Origin of the sequence: Halomonas sp. DN3 (assembly GCF_024137905.1) — a bacterium.
GTDB lineage: Bacteria > Pseudomonadota > Gammaproteobacteria > Pseudomonadales > Halomonadaceae > Halomonas > Halomonas litopenaei.
This window is the reverse complement of record NZ_CP099965.1, coordinates 4,004,286-4,023,833: the sequence shown is the minus strand read 5'-3', so window position 1 is coordinate 4,023,833 and position 19,548 is coordinate 4,004,286. Positions and strand designations below refer to the sequence as shown.

The 19,548-nt window shown below is 65.2% G+C and carries 18 protein-coding genes; 9 read left to right on the top strand and 9 right to left on the bottom strand.

The features are described 5' to 3' along the window. The first annotated feature begins 42 nt into the window (after positions 1–42). Both NKF27_RS17315 and NKF27_RS17310 read left to right on the top strand, forming a co-directional pair. Positions 43–465: a TraR/DksA C4-type zinc finger protein gene (locus NKF27_RS17315; RefSeq protein WP_253553698.1), complete on the top strand. Its 423-nt coding sequence runs from the start codon at positions 43–45 to the stop codon at positions 463–465. A 214-nt stretch (positions 466–679) separates the two neighbouring features. Next, the gene (locus NKF27_RS17310) at positions 680–1,240 is read left to right on the top strand and encodes a carbonate dehydratase (protein WP_108132276.1); all 561 of its coding nucleotides are present in this window, start codon (positions 680–682) and stop codon (positions 1,238–1,240) included. Positions 1,241–1,355: 115 nt separating this feature from the next. On the opposite strand, the gene NKF27_RS17305 is transcribed toward NKF27_RS17310, so the two are convergent. Then, positions 1,356–1,643 (bottom strand): hypothetical protein, encoded by a 288-nt coding sequence (locus tag NKF27_RS17305; protein WP_253553695.1) that lies wholly within the window; start codon positions 1,641–1,643, stop codon positions 1,356–1,358. Between NKF27_RS17305 and ald the strand changes: the two genes are divergently transcribed. From ald to NKF27_RS17290, 3 genes are all read left to right on the top strand, one after another. Then, positions 1,608–2,723 (top strand): alanine dehydrogenase, encoded by a 1,116-nt coding sequence (gene ald / locus NKF27_RS17300; protein WP_253553692.1) that lies wholly within the window; start codon positions 1,608–1,610, stop codon positions 2,721–2,723. The two genes, NKF27_RS17305 and ald, sit on opposite strands and share 36 nt — an antisense overlap. 104 nt (positions 2,724–2,827) lie before the next feature. Beyond that, on the top strand, positions 2,828–3,862 hold the full coding sequence (trpS, locus tag NKF27_RS17295; RefSeq protein ID WP_045991200.1) for a tryptophan--tRNA ligase: 1,035 nt from the start codon (positions 2,828–2,830) through the stop codon (positions 3,860–3,862). A gap of 270 nt (positions 3,863–4,132) precedes the next feature. After that, complete coding sequence (locus NKF27_RS17290; RefSeq protein ID WP_253028481.1) at positions 4,133–5,812, top strand: NAD-dependent malic enzyme; 1,680 nt, start codon at positions 4,133–4,135, stop codon at positions 5,810–5,812. A gap of 240 nt (positions 5,813–6,052) precedes the next feature. Here the strand turns inward: NKF27_RS17290 and acnA are convergent, their stop codons facing one another. Beyond that, a complete protein-coding gene (gene acnA, locus NKF27_RS17285; RefSeq protein WP_253553689.1) occupies positions 6,053–8,797 on the bottom strand; it encodes an aconitate hydratase AcnA in 2,745 nt (914 codons plus the stop codon). Between the two features lie 220 nt (positions 8,798–9,017). On the opposite strand from acnA, the gene NKF27_RS17280 reads away from it, so the two are divergent. From NKF27_RS17280 to trxB, 3 genes are all read left to right on the top strand, one after another. Continuing rightward, complete coding sequence (locus tag NKF27_RS17280; protein ID WP_108449737.1) at positions 9,018–9,227, top strand: CPXCG motif-containing cysteine-rich protein; 210 nt, start codon at positions 9,018–9,020, stop codon at positions 9,225–9,227. Between the two features lie 242 nt (positions 9,228–9,469). After that, complete coding sequence (locus NKF27_RS17275) at positions 9,470–10,072, top strand: peroxiredoxin (RefSeq protein ID WP_045991196.1); 603 nt, start codon at positions 9,470–9,472, stop codon at positions 10,070–10,072. A gap of 284 nt (positions 10,073–10,356) precedes the next feature. Next, positions 10,357–11,310 carry a thioredoxin-disulfide reductase gene (gene trxB, locus NKF27_RS17270; RefSeq protein ID WP_045991195.1) on the top strand — a complete coding sequence of 318 codons (954 nt, stop codon included), beginning with the start codon at positions 10,357–10,359 and terminating at the stop codon, positions 11,308–11,310. A 166-nt stretch (positions 11,311–11,476) separates the two neighbouring features. On the opposite strand, the gene NKF27_RS17265 is transcribed toward trxB, so the two are convergent. Beyond that, on the bottom strand, positions 11,477–11,755 hold the full coding sequence (locus NKF27_RS17265) for a SlyX family protein (protein ID WP_181248591.1): 279 nt from the start codon (positions 11,753–11,755) through the stop codon (positions 11,477–11,479). 132 nt (positions 11,756–11,887) lie between these two features. Here NKF27_RS17265 and NKF27_RS21195 point away from each other — a divergent pair, with 132 nt between their 5' ends. Further along, a complete protein-coding gene (locus NKF27_RS21195) occupies positions 11,888–12,352 on the top strand; it encodes a cold-shock protein (protein WP_045991194.1) in 465 nt (154 codons plus the stop codon). A 67-nt stretch (positions 12,353–12,419) separates the two neighbouring features. On the opposite strand, the gene NKF27_RS17255 is transcribed toward NKF27_RS21195, so the two are convergent. The 6 genes from NKF27_RS17255 to NKF27_RS17230 form a co-directional block, all read right to left on the bottom strand. Then, positions 12,420–12,809: a hypothetical protein gene (locus tag NKF27_RS17255; protein ID WP_045991193.1), complete on the bottom strand. Its 390-nt coding sequence runs from the start codon at positions 12,807–12,809 to the stop codon at positions 12,420–12,422. Positions 12,810–12,813: 4 nt separating this feature from the next. Further along, positions 12,814–14,010, bottom strand: coding sequence for a succinyl-diaminopimelate desuccinylase (gene dapE, locus NKF27_RS17250; protein ID WP_045991192.1), 1,197 nt, complete (start codon positions 14,008–14,010; stop codon positions 12,814–12,816). Between the two features lie 45 nt (positions 14,011–14,055). Continuing rightward, complete coding sequence (dapD, locus tag NKF27_RS17245) at positions 14,056–15,081, bottom strand: 2,3,4,5-tetrahydropyridine-2,6-dicarboxylate N-succinyltransferase (RefSeq protein WP_108132279.1); 1,026 nt, start codon at positions 15,079–15,081, stop codon at positions 14,056–14,058. 50 nt (positions 15,082–15,131) lie between these two features. After that, positions 15,132–15,470: an arsenate reductase gene (locus tag NKF27_RS17240; protein ID WP_253553686.1), complete on the bottom strand. Its 339-nt coding sequence runs from the start codon at positions 15,468–15,470 to the stop codon at positions 15,132–15,134. Positions 15,471–15,513: 43 nt separating this feature from the next. Continuing rightward, the gene (dapC, locus tag NKF27_RS17235; protein ID WP_253553683.1) at positions 15,514–16,710 is read right to left on the bottom strand and encodes a succinyldiaminopimelate transaminase; all 1,197 of its coding nucleotides are present in this window, start codon (positions 16,708–16,710) and stop codon (positions 15,514–15,516) included. A gap of 156 nt (positions 16,711–16,866) precedes the next feature. Further along, positions 16,867–19,542, bottom strand: coding sequence for a [protein-PII] uridylyltransferase (locus NKF27_RS17230; protein ID WP_108132282.1), 2,676 nt, complete (start codon positions 19,540–19,542; stop codon positions 16,867–16,869). Positions 19,543–19,548: the final 6 nt, after the last annotated feature.

Genomic DNA, 19,548 nt, shown 5'->3' with positions numbered 1-19,548 from the left:
TCAGACGCCTTGTGCAATCGGCGCGGCGGGAGGAGCGGTGAGATGCCAACGATGGATGACCGAGCGCATCTTCTCGAGATGCCGGACGACGACTACATGAACGGTGAGCAACTGGCGTTCTTTCGATGCCGGTTACTGCAGGAACGGGCGCTGGTCGAGGAGCGGCTGCAGGAGGTTCGCCTGCGCATGTCGGCTCGAGAAAGGTCGAGTGACGACCTGGATCAGGCAGCCCAGGAGGAAGAGCTTCAGCTGCAACTTCGCCAGGCCGACAGGGAAACCCGATTGCTGGCCAATATCGCCAGCGCCTTGAAGCGCGTCGAGACGGGTGAGTACGGCTACTGCGAGGAGACCAGCGTTCCCATCGGCCTGCCACGGCTGTTGCACCGGCCCACGGCGCGTCTGTGTCTCGAAGCCAAGCAGCGTCAGGAACAGAGAGAACACCACTTCGCCAGGACGCGGAAGTAGCGTCGCCGGTAAGCATCCATCGCTTGTGACCGTGATGGCCGCCCCAGGGGCAATGCTGAGTCCGGACGAGTGCCTGCGTGGTGGGCTTGTCCACGGATGATCCAATCGGCTCAGCGAAGGCGGCGCCGTATGTCGCATCAAGATTCGCCCATGCCGACCACGCCGGGCGACGATCACTATCTGATTTGCAGGAATCACAACCAAGGAAGCATGAATGATTCGCAAGAATCCCTACGGTGATTTGCCGGTTGTCCACCCCAGCGCCTTTGTCGATCCCACGGCCATTCTCTGTGGGCGAGTGATCGTCGAGGAGAATGTCTTCATCGGCCCCTACGCGGTCATTCGCGCCGATGAGGTCGATGCCGATGGCAAGATGGAGCCGATGATCATCGGCGCCCACTCCAATATCCAGGACGGTGTCGTCATCCACTCCAAGTCCGGCGCGGCGGTAACCATCGGTCAGCGTACGTCGATTGCGCATCGGGCCATCGTGCACGGTCCCTGCGTGGTAGGAGAGAGCGCCTTTATCGGTTTCAACAGCGTGCTGTTCAACTGCACCATCGGCAAGGGCGCGGTGGTGCGCCATAACGCCGTGGTGGATGGTTGCGACCTTCCCGACGACTTCTATGTGCCGTCCACCGAGCGGATTGGCCCCGGGACCGATCTGGACACCCTCTCCCGCGTAACGGTCCAGGATTCAGCGTTTTCCGAAGACGTGGCCCGCACCAACAATAGCCTGGTGGAAGGCTACAGGCGGATCCAGAACTCTTTCTAGCCCAGCGCTGACCAGAGCATGGGTGCATTGTCCCTGCGGCTTCGAGACGCAGCACCAGGCGGCCGGGGATGCTGGCTCCCCCGCTGCTGGGCCAAGGTGGGGGACGTCACCACGATCAGCGGCGCTGGTTCCTCCGATGACGCTCTTCACCTTTGAGGTCTTGTTCCTCGGCGTGTTGCCCGCAAGGCGTCGCGCCTTGGTGTGTCTTGCTGTTTTTAGGGGCCTGGGAAGAAAGTTCAAAGGTCTTTGAGGGTGAAGTTTTCTGATCTTTCCGTTTTTTCGCCGGGGGTTTATTGGCAAAAAATTCCTGTGCTTCACTGTGGGTGACGATAAAAAATCTGTTGTACGAATCGATGGGAGAGTCGCCATGCAGATCGCCGTCCCCAAGGAAATCAAGAACCATGAGTACCGCGTCGCCCTGACCCCCAGTGGTGCGCGGGAGCTGACCGAGCGTGGCCACGCGGTGGTTGTGCAGGCCGGTGCGGGTGAGGGCGCCGGTTTTGCCGACGAGGCCTATCAAGCTGCCGGTGCCACCATCGAGGCCGACGTGGACGCGCTGTTCGATGGCGCCGAGCTGATCCTCAAGGTCAAGGAGCCCCAGCCCGAAGAGGTGGCCCGGTTGCGCCCCCAGCACACCCTGTTCACCTACCTGCATCTGGCCGCCGAAGAAACCCTGACCAAGGGGCTTCTGGACAGCGGCGCCACCTGCATCGCCTACGAGACCATCACCGCGCCTCAGGGCGGACTACCCCTGTTGGCGCCGATGAGCACCGTGGCCGGACGCATGGCCGTGCAGGCCGGTGCCCACAGCCTCGAAAAGGCCCAGGGCGGTGCGGGTGTGCTGCTGCCCGGGGTGCCTGGGGTGCCGCCTGCCAAGGTTACCGTGATCGGCGGTGGCGTCGTCGGCGAGAACGCAGCCCGCATGGCGTTGGGGCTGGGCGCCGATGTCAGCGTGCTGGACAAGTCGATCCCGCGCCTCGAGACCCTGGATGATCGCTACCAGGGGCGCATGAAGACGGTGTTTTCCTGCGCCGATGCACTGGAAGAAGCGGTGCGCGAATCGGACCTGATCATCGGGGCGGTGCTGGTCCCGGGGGCGGCGGCGCCCAAGCTGATCAACCGCGCCATGCTGTCGGAAATGAAGCCGGGGGCGGTGCTGGTGGACGTAGCCATCGATCAGGGCGGCTGCTTCGAGACCTCCAGGCCCACCACCCACGCCGAGCCGACCTACGTGGTGGACGGCGTCGTGCACTATTGTGTTGCTAACATGCCGGGTGCGGTGGCGCGCACCTCGACCCAGGCCCTGACCAACGCCACCCAGCCGTTCGTGGTGGCACTGGCCGACAAGGGCTGGCGCCGGGCGCTCGGTGAGGATCGTCACTTCGCCGCCGGTCTCAATGTCCATGACGGCCAGCTCACCTACGCAGCCGTAGGGGAGGCCTTCTCGCTGCCGGTGACCAGCGTGGACAGCGTGCTCGGCTGATGTGATTGGCCAAGGGTCGGCCGGGGCGGCGCTGTCGCCCCGGTCGCCATCCACAGGCCTTGGCGTTACCATAGCGGGCATTTGCCGATACTAGAGTGCCGTCCATGTCCGCAACGACCACCGCTTCCGACAAGACCCGGGTGCTGACCGGTATCACCACCACCGGTACCCCCCATCTGGGCAACTACGTCGGGGCCATCAAGCCGGCGATCGAGGCCAGCCTCGATCCCAACGTGCAGTCCTACTACTTCCTCGCCGATCTGCACGCGCTGATCAAGTGTCAGGACCCGCAGCGGGTCCAGCAGTCGCGCCTCGAGATCGCCGCCACCTGGATGGCGCTGGGGCTGGACACCGACAACGCCATCTTCTATCGCCAGTCCGATATCCCCGAGATTCCCGAGCTGACCTGGATGCTGTCCTGCGTCTGTGCCAAGGGCCTGATGAACCGCGCCCACGCCTACAAGGCGGCGGTGGCGGAGAACGACGAAGCCGGCAACCAGGATCCGGACAAGGGCGTCACCATGGGTCTGTTCGGCTATCCGGTGCTGATGGCTGCCGACATCCTGATGTTCCAGGCCAACAAGGTGCCGGTGGGACGCGACCAGATCCAGCACATCGAGATGGCCCGCGACATGGCCGGGCGCTTCAATCATCTCTACAAGGGTGACTTCTTCACCCTGCCCGAGGCGGTGGTGGACGAGCGGGTCCAGGTATTGGGTGGCCTCGACGGTCGCAAGATGTCCAAGAGCTACAACAACACCATCCCGCTGTTCGTGCCGGAAAAGAAGCTGCTCAAGCTGGTGCGCAAGATCAAGACCAACTCGCTGGAGCCCGGCGAGCCCAAGGATCCCGACACCTGCACCCTGTTCCAGATCTATTCGGCCTTCGCCAGCGCCGAGGAAACCCAGGCCATGCGTGATGACTACGCAGCGGGCATTGGCTGGGGGGACGCCAAGAACCGGGTCTTCGAACACCTCAACGAACAGCTGCGCGCCCCGCGTGAGCGTTACCAGGCGCTGATGGAAGATCCGGGCCATATCGAGACGGTGCTGCTTCAAGGGGCCGAGCGTGCTCGTGCCGAGGCTGCCCCGCTGATGGATCGACTGCGTGTCGCCGCGGGGCTTGGTCGCTTCGTTTGAGCCGTTTCCTACGCGTCTCATCGTCGAGTCGCTCTTGTCTGAGCTAAAGTGCGCATGGGCCCTGCGTTGAGGGCCCGCTTTTGCGGGGCTTTCTCGACGGCGTGCTAGAGTGGGCACAAAGGAAGAATGGTATAACGCCTTGTCAGGCAGGCGCCGCCTGAGCCCGGTGCATCGCGCACGGGCGATGTCGTCAGTGTTTCCCCAAGGGTACCGAGAAGAGTGCCCGGACTCGCCAGAGTCCCTTGACCGAGTCACCAAACGAGACGAGAGATGAGCACAGAACCCAAGCGTCCCCTCTATATTCCCTACGCTGGACCCTCTCTGCTGGAGATGCCGCTGCTCAACAAGGGCAGCGCCTTCACCCAGAAGGAGCGCCTGCAGTTCAACCTGATCGGCCTCTTGCCGCAGAACGTCGAGACCATCGACGAACAGGTCGAGCGTGCCTATCACCAGTACCAGCAGTGCCAGAATGACCTGGACCGCCATATCTACCTGCGGGCGATCCAGGACGACAACGAGACGCTGTTCTTCCGCCTCGTCTCCGAGCATCTCGAGGAGATGCTGCCGATCATCTACACCCCAACGGTCGGCAAGGCCTGTGAGGAGTTCTCCAATATCTATCGCAACCACCGGGGGCTGTTCATCTCCTACCCCGACCGCGAGTACATGGACGACATCCTGCGCAGTGCCACCAAGGACAACGTCAAGGTGATCGTGGTCACCGACGGCGAGCGCATCCTCGGCCTCGGTGACCAAGGCATCGGCGGCATGGGCATCCCCATCGGCAAGCTGTCGCTATACACCGCCTGTGGTGGCATCAGCCCGGCCAATACCCTGCCGATCATGCTCGACGTCGGTACCAACAACCAGCAGTTGCTGGACGACCCGCGCTACATGGGCTGGCGCCACCCGCGTATCAGCCAGGAAGAATACGACGAGTTCATCGATGCCTTCATGCAGGCGGTGAAGCGGCGCTGGCCCAAGGTACTGCTGCAGTTCGAGGACTTTGCCCAGGCCAACGCCATGCCGCTGCTGGAGCGCTATCGCGACGAGCTATGTTGCTTCAATGATGACGTCCAGGGCACCGCTGCGGTCTGCGTCGGCACCCTGATGGCGGCCTGCCAGGCACGTGGCGAGGGCATGGCCCGTCAGCGGGTGGTGTTCGTGGGCGCCGGCTCCGCCGGCTGCGGCATCGCCGAGATGGTGGTGGTGGCGATGATGGCCGAAGGCCTGACCGAGTCCCAGGCCCGCGAGCGGGTCTACATGGTCGATCGCGAGGGCCTGGTGACGGACGACCAGACCTGGCTGCGTGACTTCCAGCGCCGCCTTGCCCACCCGGCCGGTATGGTCGAGGGCTGGGAAGGTCAGGAGCTGCTCGAAGTGGTCAAGCAGGTCCAGCCGACGGTGCTGCTCGGCGTCTGTGGCCAGAAGGGTATCTTCACCGAGGCGGTGGTCAAGGCGATGCACGCCAACTGCAAGATGCCGCTGATCATGCCGCTGTCCAACCCCACTTCGCGGGCCGAAGCGATCCCCTCCGACGTGCTCGAGTGGACCAACGGCGACGCCCTGGTGGCCACCGGCAGTCCCTTCGCCCCGGTCGAGATCAACGGTCGTCGCATTCCCATCGCCCAGTGCAACAACGCCTACATCTTCCCGGGGATCGGCCTCGGGGTGGTGGCAAGCGGTGCACGCCGCGTCACCGATGCGATGCTGATGGCGGCCTCACGGGCTCTGGCCCGGGAGGCACCGATCGTCAAGGAAGGCGAGGGTGCCATGCTGCCGGCGCTGTCGCGCATCCGCGAGATATCCAAGTCGATCGCCTTCGACGTGGCGGCTCAGGCCCAGCACGAGGGCGTGGCGCTTAAGAGCGACGGTACCAAGCTGCGCCGCGACATCGAAAAGAGCTGCTGGATGCCCAACTATCGCGACTATCGTCGCCGCGCCTTCTAGGCGTCCGCGCGCTCAAGCGATCACTGAACCCCGCCACAAGGCGGGGTTTTTATTTGCTGGCGTGAGGCGCAGTCGGGTAGCAACAGATGCGGTCGCTCAAGCGCTGCGCTGAAGGGTCTGTAGATCGAGTAGAAAACAAGATTCGCACAAAAAAAGACCTCGCCGGTGGGCGAGGTCTTGGTGTGACGGCCAGTGCGATGCGCCGGCCGTCTGTGTGGCGGGCCTGGGCCCGCCGGGTGATCAGGCGGCGCCGATCATCTTGCGCAGCACATAGTGCAGGATGCCGCCGTGGCGGTAGTACTCGAGCTCGTTGGCGGTGTCGATGCGACACAGGGCGTCGAGGGTCTTCTCACCCTTGTCGCCCTTGATGGTCACCTTGACCTTGCCGCCCGGCTCGAGGCTGTCGAGGCCCTCGATGGAGACCGTCTCGTCGCCGGTCATGCCGAGCGACTTGCGATCCTCGCCGTCGGGGAACTGCAGCGGTACCACGCCCATGCCGATCAGGTTGGAGCGGTGGATGCGCTCGTAGGACTCCGCCAGCACGGCGCGCACGCCGAGCAGCAGGGTGCCCTTGGCCGCCCAGTCGCGGGAGGAGCCGGTGCCGTATTCCTTGCCGGCCACCACCACCAGGGGGGTGCCTTCCTCCTGGTACTTCATGGCGGCGTCGTAGATCGCCATCTGTTCGCCGCTGGGCACGTGGCGAGTCTCGCCACCGACCACGCCATCGAGCATCTCGTTCTGGATGCGCACGTTGGCGAAGGTGCCGCGCATCATCACCTCGTGGTTGCCGCGCCGCGAGCCGTAGGAGTTGAAGTCCACCGGCTTGACGCCGTTCTCCTGCAGGTAGCGGCCCGCCGGGCTGTCGGGCTTGATCGCGCCGGCCGGCGAGATGTGGTCGGTGGTCACACTGTCGCCGAGCATGGCCAGTACATGGGCGTCCTTGACGTCCTCGACCTTGGACGGCTCCTTGCCCATGCCCTCGAAGAAGGGCGGGTGCTGGATGTAGGTCGAGTTGTCGTCCCACTCGTAGACCTCGCTTTCCGGCACCTTGATGGCCTTCCACACCTCGTCGCCGTCAAACACCTCGGCGTATTCCTTGCGGAACATCTCGGTGTTGACCTTCTCCACCGCCTCGGCGACCTCGGCCTGGGTGGGCCAGATGTCCTTGAGGTAGACCGGCTCGCCGTCGCTGCCTTCACCGATGGGGTCATTGTCCAGGTCGCAGCGCACATTGCCGGCCAGGGCGAAGGCCACCACCAGGGGCGGCGAGGCCAGCCAGTTGGTCTTCACCAGCGGGTGCACCCGGCCTTCGAAGTTGCGGTTGCCGGAGAGTACCGAGGCCACCGTCAGGTCGCCGGTCTTGACCGCGTCCTCGATCGGCTCGGGCAGCGGGCCCGAGTTGCCGATGCAGGTGGTGCAGCCATAGCCCACCAGATTGAAGCCCAGGGCGTTGAGGTCGTCCTGCAGGCCGGCGGCGGCCAGGTATTCGGTGACCACCTTGGAGCCGGGAGCCAGCGAGGTCTTGACCCAGGGCTTGGTGGCCAGGCCCTTCTCCTTGGCCTTGCGGGCCAAGAGGCCTGCAGCCATCATCACGCTGGGGTTCGAGGTGTTGGTGCACGAGGTGATGGCAGCGATGACCACCGCGCCGGGGTCCAGGCTGAAGTCCTCGCCCTTGTAGTTGACGTCCTGGCTGTCGGCGTGACGATAGCTGCGCTCGACGCCGACCGCGGTCTGGCCGCCCTCGGAGCCCATCTTGTCGTCGCGGCTGTCCTTGGCCGACTTGCCCTCGTCCTCCATCAGTTTTTCGAAGGTGGTGGCGAGCTGGCTCAGGGCGACCCGGTCCTGGGGCCGCTTGGGACCGGCGAGGCTGGCCTCGACGTCACCCATGTCGAGTCCCAGGGTGTCGCTGAAGATCGGCTCGTGGCCGGGTTCGCGCCACAGGCCCTGCTCCTTGGAGTAGGCCTCGACCAGGGCAATCTGGTCGTCGTCGCGGCCGGACAGACGCATGTAGTTCAAGGTCTCGTCGTCCACCGGGAAGAAGCCGCAGGTGGCGCCGTACTCCGGGGCCATGTTGGCGATGGTGGCGCGGTCGGCCAGGGGCAGGTCCTTGAGGCCGTCGCCGTAGAACTCGACGAACTTCCCGACCACGCCTTTCTTGCGCAGCATCTCGGTGACGGTGAGTACCAGGTCGGTGGCGGTGATGCCTTCTCTGAGCTTGCCGGTCAGCTTGAAGCCGATGACCTCGGGGATCAGCATCGACACCGGCTGGCCGAGCATGGCGGCCTCGGCCTCGATACCGCCGACACCCCAGCCGAGTACGCCGAGGCCGTTGATCATGGTGGTGTGGGAGTCGGTGCCAACCAGGGTATCCGGGTAGGCCAGGGTCTTGCCGTCCTCTTCCCGGGTCCACACCGTCTTGCCCAGGTACTCCAGGTTGACCTGGTGGCAGATGCCGGTGCCCGGCGGCACCACGCGGAAGTTGTCGAAGGCCTGCTGGCCCCAGCGCAAGAACTCGTAGCGCTCGCGGTTGCGCTCCATCTCCAGCGCCACGTTGTCCTTGAAGGCGGACGGGTCGCCGTACTTGTCGACCATCACCGAGTGGTCGATGACCAGATCGACCGGCGACAGCGGGTTGATCTTCGACGGTTGCTCACCGAGTTTCTCCACCGCGGCACGCATCGAGGCCAGGTCGACCACCCCCGGCACGCCGGTGAAGTCCTGCATCAGCACGCGGGCGGGACGGTAGCCGATCTCGCGGTCCGAGCGGCCTTCCTTCTGCCAGTCCACCAGCGCCTGAAGGTCTTCTCTGGACACGCTCTCATCGTCGGCAAAGCGTAGCTGGTTTTCCAGCAGTACCTTGAGCGTCATCGGCAGACGCTGAATATCGCCAAGGTCCTCGGCAGCCTGGGCCAGGCTGTAGAAGTCGTACTGAGTTCCGCCTACATCTAGCGTGCGACGGGTATCCGGTAGGGAATCGCTACTCATGCTGTCCTCCTGAGGCATTGAATCGAACGGTCCAGGTTCGCTGGGATCGGCGCGGGGCCAATATCGATCCCTTGGTGGTACTAGTAGTGGTACTTGGTCATCATAGTTGTGTTCTTCAACCGTTGACGTGTAAACGGATGCCGGATCACGCCTTGAAAGGCTGTCGGGTCACCCCCATGGTGAAGGTTCACGTCGATCGCGACCAGAGGGGAGCTGCATCGTGCACGAACAGACGCTGCCGAGCTGGCGGCTTGATTGCCCCTACTGCGATGCCCATATCGAGCTGGTGGTGGACACCTCCCAGGGCAGCCACGAGACCTGGGAAGACTGCCCTCAGTGCTGTGCGCCGATCCACTACCGTATCGAGGTGGATGCGGTGACCGAGGATATCGTCTCGGTGGTCGCCGGCGACGATGACGAGGTCATGTGACAGGGCTCATGTGATGGAAGTGTCATGCGCCGCTGTGGGCCGCGTAACGATCTCATTCGAGCCTGGCGGATGTCGATGACGGCGTCATTGCGACGTCATCGCCGTCGGGTGACAATAGCCGGCGACTATCGGGTCGATGGCCCAGGTCGATTGGCCCGGTGTGGTTCGCTGGCCTAGGGTGACATCCGGTATTTGCCCCTGATTCTTGAACCCTCACGTTTCACTACTCCAAGGAGACTTTCATGAGCGTACTGGTAGGACGTCAAGCTCCCGATTTCGAAGCCGCCGCCGTCACCGGCAACGGCGAAATCGTCGAGAACTTCAAGCTGTCCGACAGCAACGGCAAGCTGCGTGTGCTGTTCTTCTGGCCGCTGGACTTCACCTTCGTGTGCCCGTCCGAGATCATCGCCCATGACAACCGTCTGGCGCAGTTCAAGGATCTGGGTGTCGAGGTGATCGGTGTCTCCATCGATTCCCAGTTCACCCACTACGCCTGGCGCAAGACCAGCCCGGACGCCGGTGGTATCGGTGAGGTCGGCTTCCCGATCGTGGCCGACGTCAAGCACGAGATCACCCAGGCCTACGGCATCGAGCATCCGGAAGCCGGTGTCGCCCTGCGCGCCTCCTTCCTGATCGACGAGGACGGCGTGGTGCAGCATCAGGTGGTCAACAACCTGCCGCTGGGCCGCAACGTCGATGAGATGGTGCGTATGGTCAAGGCCCTGCAGCACCACCAGAAGCACGGCGAAGTCTGCCCGGCTGGCTGGGACGAAGGCCAGGAAGGCATGAAGGATACCGCTGAAGGTGTCGCCAAGTACCTGGGTACTCACTCCAGCGAGCTGTAAGACGCTGCCAGCGCTCACCGCCAGGTGAGCCGTCTCGGGACAGCCCGAGCAGTGTCACGACGGGGCGGCCTGGCCGCCCCGTTGCGTATATCCTCGGCATGCTGGTGTGCTGGCCAGTCGCGACAGACCCTTGCGCGGCAGACCGCCACCCTGTCGACCCGAGTTTCTGGTGGATTGGCTCATGACGACGCTGCGTCGCCGTCATCATCGAATCCATTTTCCTTTAGCGTCGCGGCCCCCCAGGGGAGCCCCCGGCTTAGTCAAGTTAGTCTTGTGAGGTAGCCATGAGCGAAGTGCGCCACGAACGTCTGATCATCCTGGGCTCGGGGCCTGCCGGCTACAGTGCGGCGGTCTACGCCGCGCGGGCCAATCTCAAGCCGCTGTTGATCACCGGCATGCAGACAGGCGGTCAGTTGACCACCACCACCGACGTGGACAACTGGCCAGGCGACGACGCCGGTGTCCAGGGGCCGGAGCTGATGGAGCGCATGCGCCGTCACGCCGAGCGATTCGATACCGAGGTGCTGTTCGACCATATCCACGAGGTGGAACTGCGCGAACGTCCCTTCACCTTGAAGGGCGACAACGGCACCTACACCTGCGACGCCCTGATCATCGCTACCGGGGCCAGTGCGCGCTACCTGGGGCTGCCCTCGGAGCAGCAGTTCATGGGCCAGGGCGTGTCGGCCTGCGCCACCTGCGACGGCTTCTTCTATCGCAACCAGGAAGTGATCGTGGTGGGCGGCGGCAACACCGCCGTGGAAGAGGCGCTGTACCTGTCCAATATCGCCTCCAAGGTCACCCTGGTGCACCGCCGCGACAGCCTCAGGGCAGAGAAGATTCTGCAGGACAAGCTGTTCGAGAAGGCCGAGAACGGCAACGTCGAACTGATCTGGAACCACACCCTCGACGAGGTGCTGGGGGACAACACCGGGGTCACCGGTGCGCGACTCAAGGCGGTCGAGGACGGTTCGACCCGCGAGATCACCGCACCCGGCGTATTCATCGCCATCGGTCATAGCCCCAATACCGGCATCTTCGAGGGCCAGCTCGAGATGGCAGGCGGCTATATCAAGGTCAAGTCAGGGCTTGAGGGCAATGCCACCGCCACCAGCGTGCCCGGCGTGTTCGCCGCCGGCGACGTCATGGATCACGTCTATCGTCAGGCGATCACCTCAGCCGGCAGCGGCTGCATGGCGGCGTTGGACGTGGAGCGCTACCTGGACAGCCTCGACTGACGCTATCGCCAGGCTCAATACAACTGCACCGCCGGTAGCATCGATATCGATCTGATACATAAAACACCGCCAGGCAAATGCCTGGCGGTGTTCTTGTTGATGGCATCCGCCGGGAGCAGCGGCGGAGCTGTCCTGTCCTGTCTTGTCCGCCGGGCCGGGCCGGGCCTCAATAGTGTGGCGGCAACTCGTCCTCGGGGCCCGGGGCATCGCCCAGTCCGCGGTCGTTGCTGGCCGCCAGTTCGCGTAGTCTTTCCTGCATCAGGCGATTGATGCGTTCCAGCTCCATCATTCGGCGCTCCTGGCCGGCGATGGTGGCGTCCAGGCTGTCCAGCCAGTGTTCCTGGTAGGCCAGACGGCTCTCCAGTTCTTCGACACGCTTTGCTAGATCGGCGGACGACTTGTCAATACCCGTGATAGACTCATGTTGCGGTGTGTCACTGTTCATCGTGTCAACTGCCTGCCTTGGGCTTTTTTCGAGAAGTCGTGGCGGAAGGATCTCGTCCGTGTATCGTGCATGGCCGCGGATCCCATGGTCATTCCACCTGTTTTCACCATAAGAAGAGAGTTTTTCACGTCCATGAAAAAAAGGGTATTCGTTCGTTGTTGTGTGATCAGTCTGCTGTTGGCCGCGCCTGCACCGCTGCTGATTGCTCTTGCCGTCAGCCTGGTGACCGGGCTGTCCGTCGAGGAGTTGCACGGAGCCATCGCCGAGGAGGCACTGCTGCATGGCTACCTTGCCGCTGCCGGAGCGGTCTTTGGCGTGTTGCTGGTAGCCACCCTGGCCCTCAATGCCCTGACGCCAAGGTTGGTCAACCTGGCCGAGGTCGAGGATGACGATCGCGAGATCGGCGAGGTCAAGTGGTTCAATGTCAACAAGGGCTACGGCTTCATCACCCGTGACGGGGGCGAGGACGTCTTTGTTCACTTCCGTGCCATCCGCGGCCGGGGCCATCGCACCCTGGCCGAAGGCCAGAGAGTACGCTACTACGTGATCGAGAACGAGCGCGGCCTGCAGGCCGACGACGTCACCGTCATCACCTGAGCGCGATGCTCTCGCCATTGCCACGACGCCCCGCCTAGTGCGGGGCGTCGTCGTTTGTGGCGCGTCGTCAGTGTCCCGAGTCGGGCCAGTCGATGGCCGATTCGCTGCCGTCGGGTAACACCTGCAGGAAGCGGTCGGGGTCGTCGCCGGGCTGCCAGCCGCCCAGCGAGCAGCGCACCTCGCAGTCTAGCGCCAGGGCGGCGGCCCTGGCGAAGTCGGCGTCGGTGGGCCAGGGGGACTGGCCGCTGTCGAGCCAAAGGCTGGCGAAGCCATCGGCGGCCTTGCCGACCAGCAACACGGGAATGTCGGCACCATCGAGGTGACCTTCGGTGCGCCACTTGAGCTTGCCGCAGGGGGTCAGCGGCGGGGCATTCAGGGTGGCGCCGAGCCACTCGCCGATGCGCTCGGCGCTGGCCTCGCCAAGATAGATCTCGATATCCGGGTAGCGCTCGGTCATCACTTCAGCTCCTTGCGTCGGCGAACAGCCGCGTCAGGATGGCTTCGTAGACCCGGCTCAGGTCATCCAGGTCCGCGGCGCGCACGCGCTCGTCGACCTTGTGGATGGTGGCGTTGAGCGGGCCAAGTTCCACCACCTGGGCGCCTAGGGTGGCGATGAAGCGACCGTCGGAAGTACCGCCGGAGGTGGACAGCACCGGGGTGGTGCCGGTGACGTCGCGGACGCCGGCCACGGCGGCGTCGACCAGCGCCCCTTCGCGGGTCAGGAAGGGCTGGCCGTTGAGCGTCCAGTCGATCTCGAAGTCCAGGTCGAAGCCACGCAGGATGGCCTCGGTGCGCTCGCGCAACTCGGCGTCGGTGGTCTCGGTGGAGAAACGGAAGTTGAAGGTGGCCTCGACCTCGCCCGGGATCACATTGGTGGCACCGGTGCCGGCGCGCAGGTTCGAGATCTGGAAGCTGGTGGCAGGAAAACAGTCGTTGCCGGCATCCCAGTGTTCGTTGGCGAGGGCGTCCAGCGCCGGCGCGATCTGGTGAATCGGGTTACGCGCCAGGTGAGGATAGGCCACGTGGCCCTGGATGCCGCGGACCTTGAGCACGCCGCCCAGCGAGCCGCGCCGGCCGTTCTTGATCACGTCGCCCAGGCGCTCGGTGGAGGAAGGCTCGCCGACGATGCAGTAGTCGAGGCGTTCGTTGCGCTCGCGCAGGTGCTCGACCACCGCACGAGTGCCGTCCACCGCCGGGCCTTCCTCGTCGGCGGTGATCAGAAAGGCGATGCGTCCGGGGTGATCGGGGTGGGCGCTGACAAAGCGCTCCACCGCCGTAACCATGGCGGCCAGACTGCCTTTCATGTCGGCGGCGCCACGACCGCGCAGCATGCCGTCATCATCGATGATCGGGGCAAAGGGCGGGGTCTGCCACTGGTGCTCGGGTCCGGTGGGTACCACGTCGGTGTGGCCGGCGAAGGCCAGTACCGGGCCGTGGTGACCGTGCACCGCCCAGAAGTTTTCCACTTCGCCGAAGGGCAGCGACTCGATGTTGAAGCCCAGGCGCTCGAGGCGTTCGATCATCAGCGCCTGGCAGCCCATGTCGTCCGGGGTTACCGAAGGACGCCGCAACAGCTCGAGGGCAAGCTCCAGGGTGGGCGAGAGTGTCTCGGTGGTCGCGGGGGCGTCGGTCGGTGCAGGCAAGTCGGTAGTCGGCATAGCGGTCTCGAAGAAAGGCGGCGGCCGGGGCCGCCGCGCTCGGGATCAATTGTGGGCGTGCAGCGCTTCGTTGAGGGCGATGGCGCTCTTGTTGGTCAGGCACTCGATACGGCCGTTGGTCGAGTTGCGACGCAGCAGCAGATCGTCCTGGCCGGCCAGTTCGCGGGCCGCCAGGGTGCGTACCTCCTGGCCCTGGTCGTCGAGCAGGGTGACCTTGGCGCCGGCGGTGATGTAGAGCCCGGCCTCGACGGTGCAGCGGTCGCCCAGCGGGATACCGATACCGGCGTTGGCGCCGATCAGGCAGCCTTCACCCACCGAGATGATGATGTTGCCGCCACCTGACAGGGTGCCCATGGTGGAACAGCCACCGCCCAGGTCTGAGCCCTTGCCGACCACCACGCCGGCCGAGATACGACCCTCGATCATGCCCGGGCCTTCGGTGCCGGCGTTGAAGTTGACGAAGCCCTCGTGCATCACCGTGGTGCCCTCGCCCAGGTAAGCGCCCAGACGCACCCGTGCGGTGTCGGCGATGCGCACGCCATTGGGCACCACGTAGTCGGTCATCTTGGGGAACTTGTCGACACAGTCCACCGACAGGGTGCGGCCTTCCAGGCGGGCCTTGAGGCGGCGTGCCGGCAGCTCGATGATGTCGATGGCGCCTTCGCTGCTCCAGGCAATGTTGCGCAGCAGGCCGAACATGCCGGTGAGGTCGAGCTGGTGTGGCTTGACCAGGCGATGGGACAGCAGGTGCAGCTTGAGGTAGACCTCCGGGGCGCTCTGGGGCGGCAGGTCCTCACTGATGAAGGTCGCCACCAACGGACGCTGGCTGGCGCTGAGGCTGGCGGCCAGTTCGGCCTGCTCCGGGTGGCCGGCGTCGCGCAGGGCGTCGGCCAGGGCCTGGCAGTGTTCCGGCAGGAAGCTGACGGCGGCGGTGCCCTGGGGCGCGTCGAGTACCCGGGCGGCGGCCTCTACCAGGCTGGCGTCGGGGGCGAGCAGCGGCGCCGGGTAGTAGACCTCGAGCCAGTCGCCCTGGGTGTTCTGGGTGCCGATGCCGAGTGCAAAGCTGTGCATGCCGTATGTCCTTTTCGTAGGTGCTGGAATTCGCAAAGAGGGGCGAAAAATCAGAGGTCGTCGTAGTCGCCGTCGCGATAGCCGACCAGGATGTCGTCGCCGGTGTCGAGCAGCGGGCGCTTGATCAGGGTCGGGTTGGCGAGCATCAATTCGCGGGCCTTGTTGGCGTCGATGTCGTTCTTGTCGTCGTCGGGTAGCTGGCGCCAGGTGGTGCTGCGCTTGTTGAGCAGGGTCAGCACCGGCACCGACTCGAGGAAGTGCTCGAGCAGCGCCGCCGATACGCCATCGGCGCGCAGGTCATGGACCTGGTAGGGGTGGTCGCTGCCGTCCAGCGCCTTCTGGGCCTTGCGGCAGGTATCGCAGTTCTTGATCACGTAGAGCGTCAACATGGGGCCCGTCCTCAATGTTCGTTGGTCGTGGCGTCGGTCGGGATCAGCCGCGTGCGAGCAGGTCGCGGATGCGCTCGGCCGCTTCCCGAGTGGGGGCCAGTTCGTCCACCAGCGCCAGTCTCAGCCGACCGGCGCCTGGGTTGGTGCCGTCGCTGCCGGTTCTGCCCATGTAGCTGCCCGGCAGGACGCTGACGTGGGCCTCGGCGTAGAGTCGCCGGGTGAAGGCGGCGTCGTCACCGTCGGGGACCGCTGGCCACAGATAAAAGCTAGCCTCGGGGGCGGGAAAGTCCATCACCGGTGCGAGGATCTCGGTGACCGCGGCGAACTTGGCGCGGTAGGCGTCTCGGTTGTCGCGCACGTGGGCTTCGTCGGACCAGGCGGCGATCGAGGCCTGCTGGATCGGCAGCGCCATGGCGCAGCCGTGGTAGGTGCGGTAGCGACGAAAGCGGCTGATCAGCTCGGCGTCGCCTGCGACGAAACCCGAGCGTAGCCCCGGCAGGTTCGAACGCTTGGACAGCGAGTGGAACACCAGGCAGCGGTGATAGTCGTGGCGCCCCATGGCGGCGGCGGCCTGCAACAGTCCCGGTGGGGGAGCCTGCTCATCCAGGTACAGCTCCGAGTAGCACTCGTCGGAGGCGATGATGAAGTCGTGCTCGTCGGCCAGGGCGATCAGCTGCTGGAACTCTTCGATCGGGGTCACCGCGCCAGTGGGGTTGCCCGGCGAACACAAGAACACCAGCTGCACCTGGCGCCAGGTGTCGGCGTCGACGGCCGAGAAATCCGGGCGGAAGTCGTTGTCGGCACGGCAGTCGAGGTACAGCGGGGTGCCGCCGGCCAGCAGGGCGGCGCCTTCGTAGATCTGGTAGAAGGGGTTGGGCACCGCCACCCGCGCCGGGCGGGAGCGATCGAGACAGGCCTGGACGAAGGCGAAGATGGCCTCGCGGGTACCGTTGACCGGCAGCACCTGGCGCTCGGTGTCGAGTCCGTCCAGGCCGAAGCGGCTACTGGCCCAGTCGGCGATGGCCTGACGCAGCTCGGGCAGTCCGGCGATGGCCGGATAGCGGGCAAAGTCATGCTGATGTCGGACCAGGGCGTCGAGTGCCGCCTGGTAGGGCGCATGCTGTGGCTCGCCGATGGTCAACGGACGATGGGCGAGGTCGGCTGGTGGCGTCAGGTCCGCCTTCAGCGCCGCCAGGCGCTCGAAGGGGTAGGGTTGCAAGGCGTCGAGATCAGGGTTCATGGGGTCCAGGCGCGCCCTTGGGGCGTCGTTGTCATCACGGGAGTGGGTGCCGTCGGCGCGGGGCGCGACCGGGCATCGATTATAGGGAAGGGGCGTACCAGCCTCAAATCGACGCGCCTTGCCTGCTGTGTGATTCAGCTCAGCTCGGCGGGGCCGCTAGACACTAAGGACGTCGATCAGCCGTTCGCGCAACTGCTGCTGGCGCTCGGGGTCGGTGATCGGTCGGCCTTCGCGGTCGGTGACGTAGAAGACGTCCTCGACGCGCTCGCCGAGGGTCGCGATCTTCGCCGCCGACAGGGTGATGCCCTGCTCCATGAAGATACTACCGACCCGAGCCAGCAGGCCGGGCCGGTCCGGTGCGGTCAGCTCCAGCAGGGTGCGCTCGCCACCCGGGTCCTGTTCGATGGCCACCTGGGTGGCCACCTTGAAGTGCTTGAGCTGGCGCGGGGTGTGGCGGGTGACGATGGTCGGGTAGTCGTCCGGGTCGTCGAGCTCTTCGACCAGGTGGCGGCGAATCTCCTCGAGGCGGCTGGCGTCGCGGATCGGCTTGTCGTGGTCGTCGAGCACGATGAAGGTGTTCAGCGTCCAGTCATTGAGCGAGGTGGCGATGCGGGCGTCGTGGATCGACAGCCCGAGCTGCTCCATGGCGGCGGCGGTGGCGGCGAACAGGTCATCCACCGAACGGGTATGGATAAATACCTTGGTCCCGCCCTCGGCCATGTCGTCGGTGGGCGCGTTGATCAGGATCAGCGGCAGCTCGCTGCCGGCATGGGCCAGCATGCCCTGGGTCTGCCACACCACTTCGCTGGAGGCGTACTGCAGAAAGAAGTCCTCGCCGAGCGACTCCCACAGGGCGTCGACGCGCGCCATGTCGGCGCCGATCGTGGCCAGCAGCGAGTGCGCCTCCTCACGGGTCTCGCGGACCCAGTCGGCGCGCTCCAGCGGGTTCTCGAGGCCACGCCGCAGCGCCCGCCGGGTCTCGGCGTGGAGCTGGCGCATCAGCGAGGCGCGCCAGCCATTCCACAGGGTGGGATTGGTCGCGGTAATGTCGGCCACGGTGAGGATGTACAGGTAGTCCAGGCGGGTCTCGTCGCCGACGCTGGCGGCGAAGTCGCGAATCACCTCGGGGTCGGTGATGTCGCGCTTCTGGGCGATCATCGACATCAGCAGGTGGTTTTCCACCAGCCAGCTGACCAGTCGGGTATCACGCTGGCTGAGCCCGTGGCGTTCGGCGAAGTCCTCGACCTCGCGGGCGCCGATCAGCGAATGATCGCCGCCGCGGCCCTTGCCGATGTCGTGGAACAGCCCGGCGATCCACAGGATCTCCATCTTCGGCGCCTGGTGGATCAGGGTCGCCGCCACCGGGAACTCCTTCTTCGCCTCGGGCTTGCGGAAGCCGTGCAGGCACTTCAGCAGGCGCAGGGTGTGGGCGTCCACGGTGTAGATATGGAACAGATCGTGCTGCATCAGGCCGACCGCCTGGCCGAAGGCCGGCAGATACTTGCCCAGCACCCCGTAGCGATTCATCCGGCGCAGCTGGCGGGCGACATTGCCACCGGAGCGCAGCAGCGCCATGAACAGCGCCTGGTGACGCGGGTCGTTGCGGTAGCGGTCGTCCATCAGGTGGCGATGGTCGCGGATCAGGCGGATGGTGTCGGCGCGCACGCCTTCGATCTCGGGGTGCTCGGCCATCAGGTAGAACAGCTCGAGCAGCGCCGCCGGCTGGTCGCGGAACAGGGTCCGCGAGCGCACCTGGATGTAGCCGCCGGCGATCTCGAAACGCTCGTTCAGCGGGGTCACGCTGATCGGGGTGTCGGGCCTCAGGATCTGTTCATCGAAGTGCTGCAGCAGCATGTCGTTGAGCCCGGCCAGGGCGGTGACATGACGGTAGTAGCGCTTCATGAACTGTTCCACCGCCAGGCGCTCGGGACTGTCGCGGTAGCCGAACAGCTCGGCGATGGTGTTCTGGTGGTCGAACAGCAGCCGATCCTCGGCGCGCCCGGTGAGCATGTGCAGGGCATAGCGGACCTGCCACAGGAAGGCCTGGCCCTGGCTCAGGATGCGGTGCTCGGCATCGTTCATGAAGCCCTTGGCGACCACGTCCTCGTAGGACTCGGTATCGAAGTGGCGCTTGGCCACCCAGCCGATCATCTGGATATCGCGAAGCCCCCCGGGGGAGCTCTTGATGTTCGGCTCGAGGTGATACTCGGAGTTGTTGAAGCGGTAGTGGCGGGTGATCTGCTCCTGCCACTTGGCCTCGAAGAAGCGGTCTGCCGGCCACATGCGCTCGCCGGACAGGCGCTCGCGCATGGCCTGGCGCAGGGCCTCGCGGCCGGCCAGGGTGCGTGACTCGAGCAGATTGGTGATGACGGTGACGTCGGCCTTCGCCTCGCGCTCGCAGTCGTTGAGCGAGCGCACGCTGTGCCCGATCTCGAGACCGATGTCCCACAGGAAGGTGATGAAGGCGGTCAGCGGCTCGCGGTAGGGCGTGTCATCGTCGTCCTCGAGCAGGAACATCAGGTCGATGTCCGAATGAGGATGCAGCTCGCCGCGGCCGTAGCCACCCACCGCCAGTAGCGCTACACCATCGTCCAGGCCTGGCTGGCGCGCCCAGGCCAGCGCCAGCAGCTGGTCCAGGCACCAGGCCCGTCCTCGCACCAGGTCGCGGATGTCGGCGCCGCCGAGGAAGCGCTCGTCCAGCCGCGACTGGATCTCCTTGAGCGCGCCCTTGAAGGGCGCGATGGGGGAGCGCTGGCCCTCGAGCTGGCGAGCGAAGTCGTCGAAGTCGAACAGCTCGAATTCCGGTGCGAAGCGATAGTGGTGCAGCAGCATGGGCTC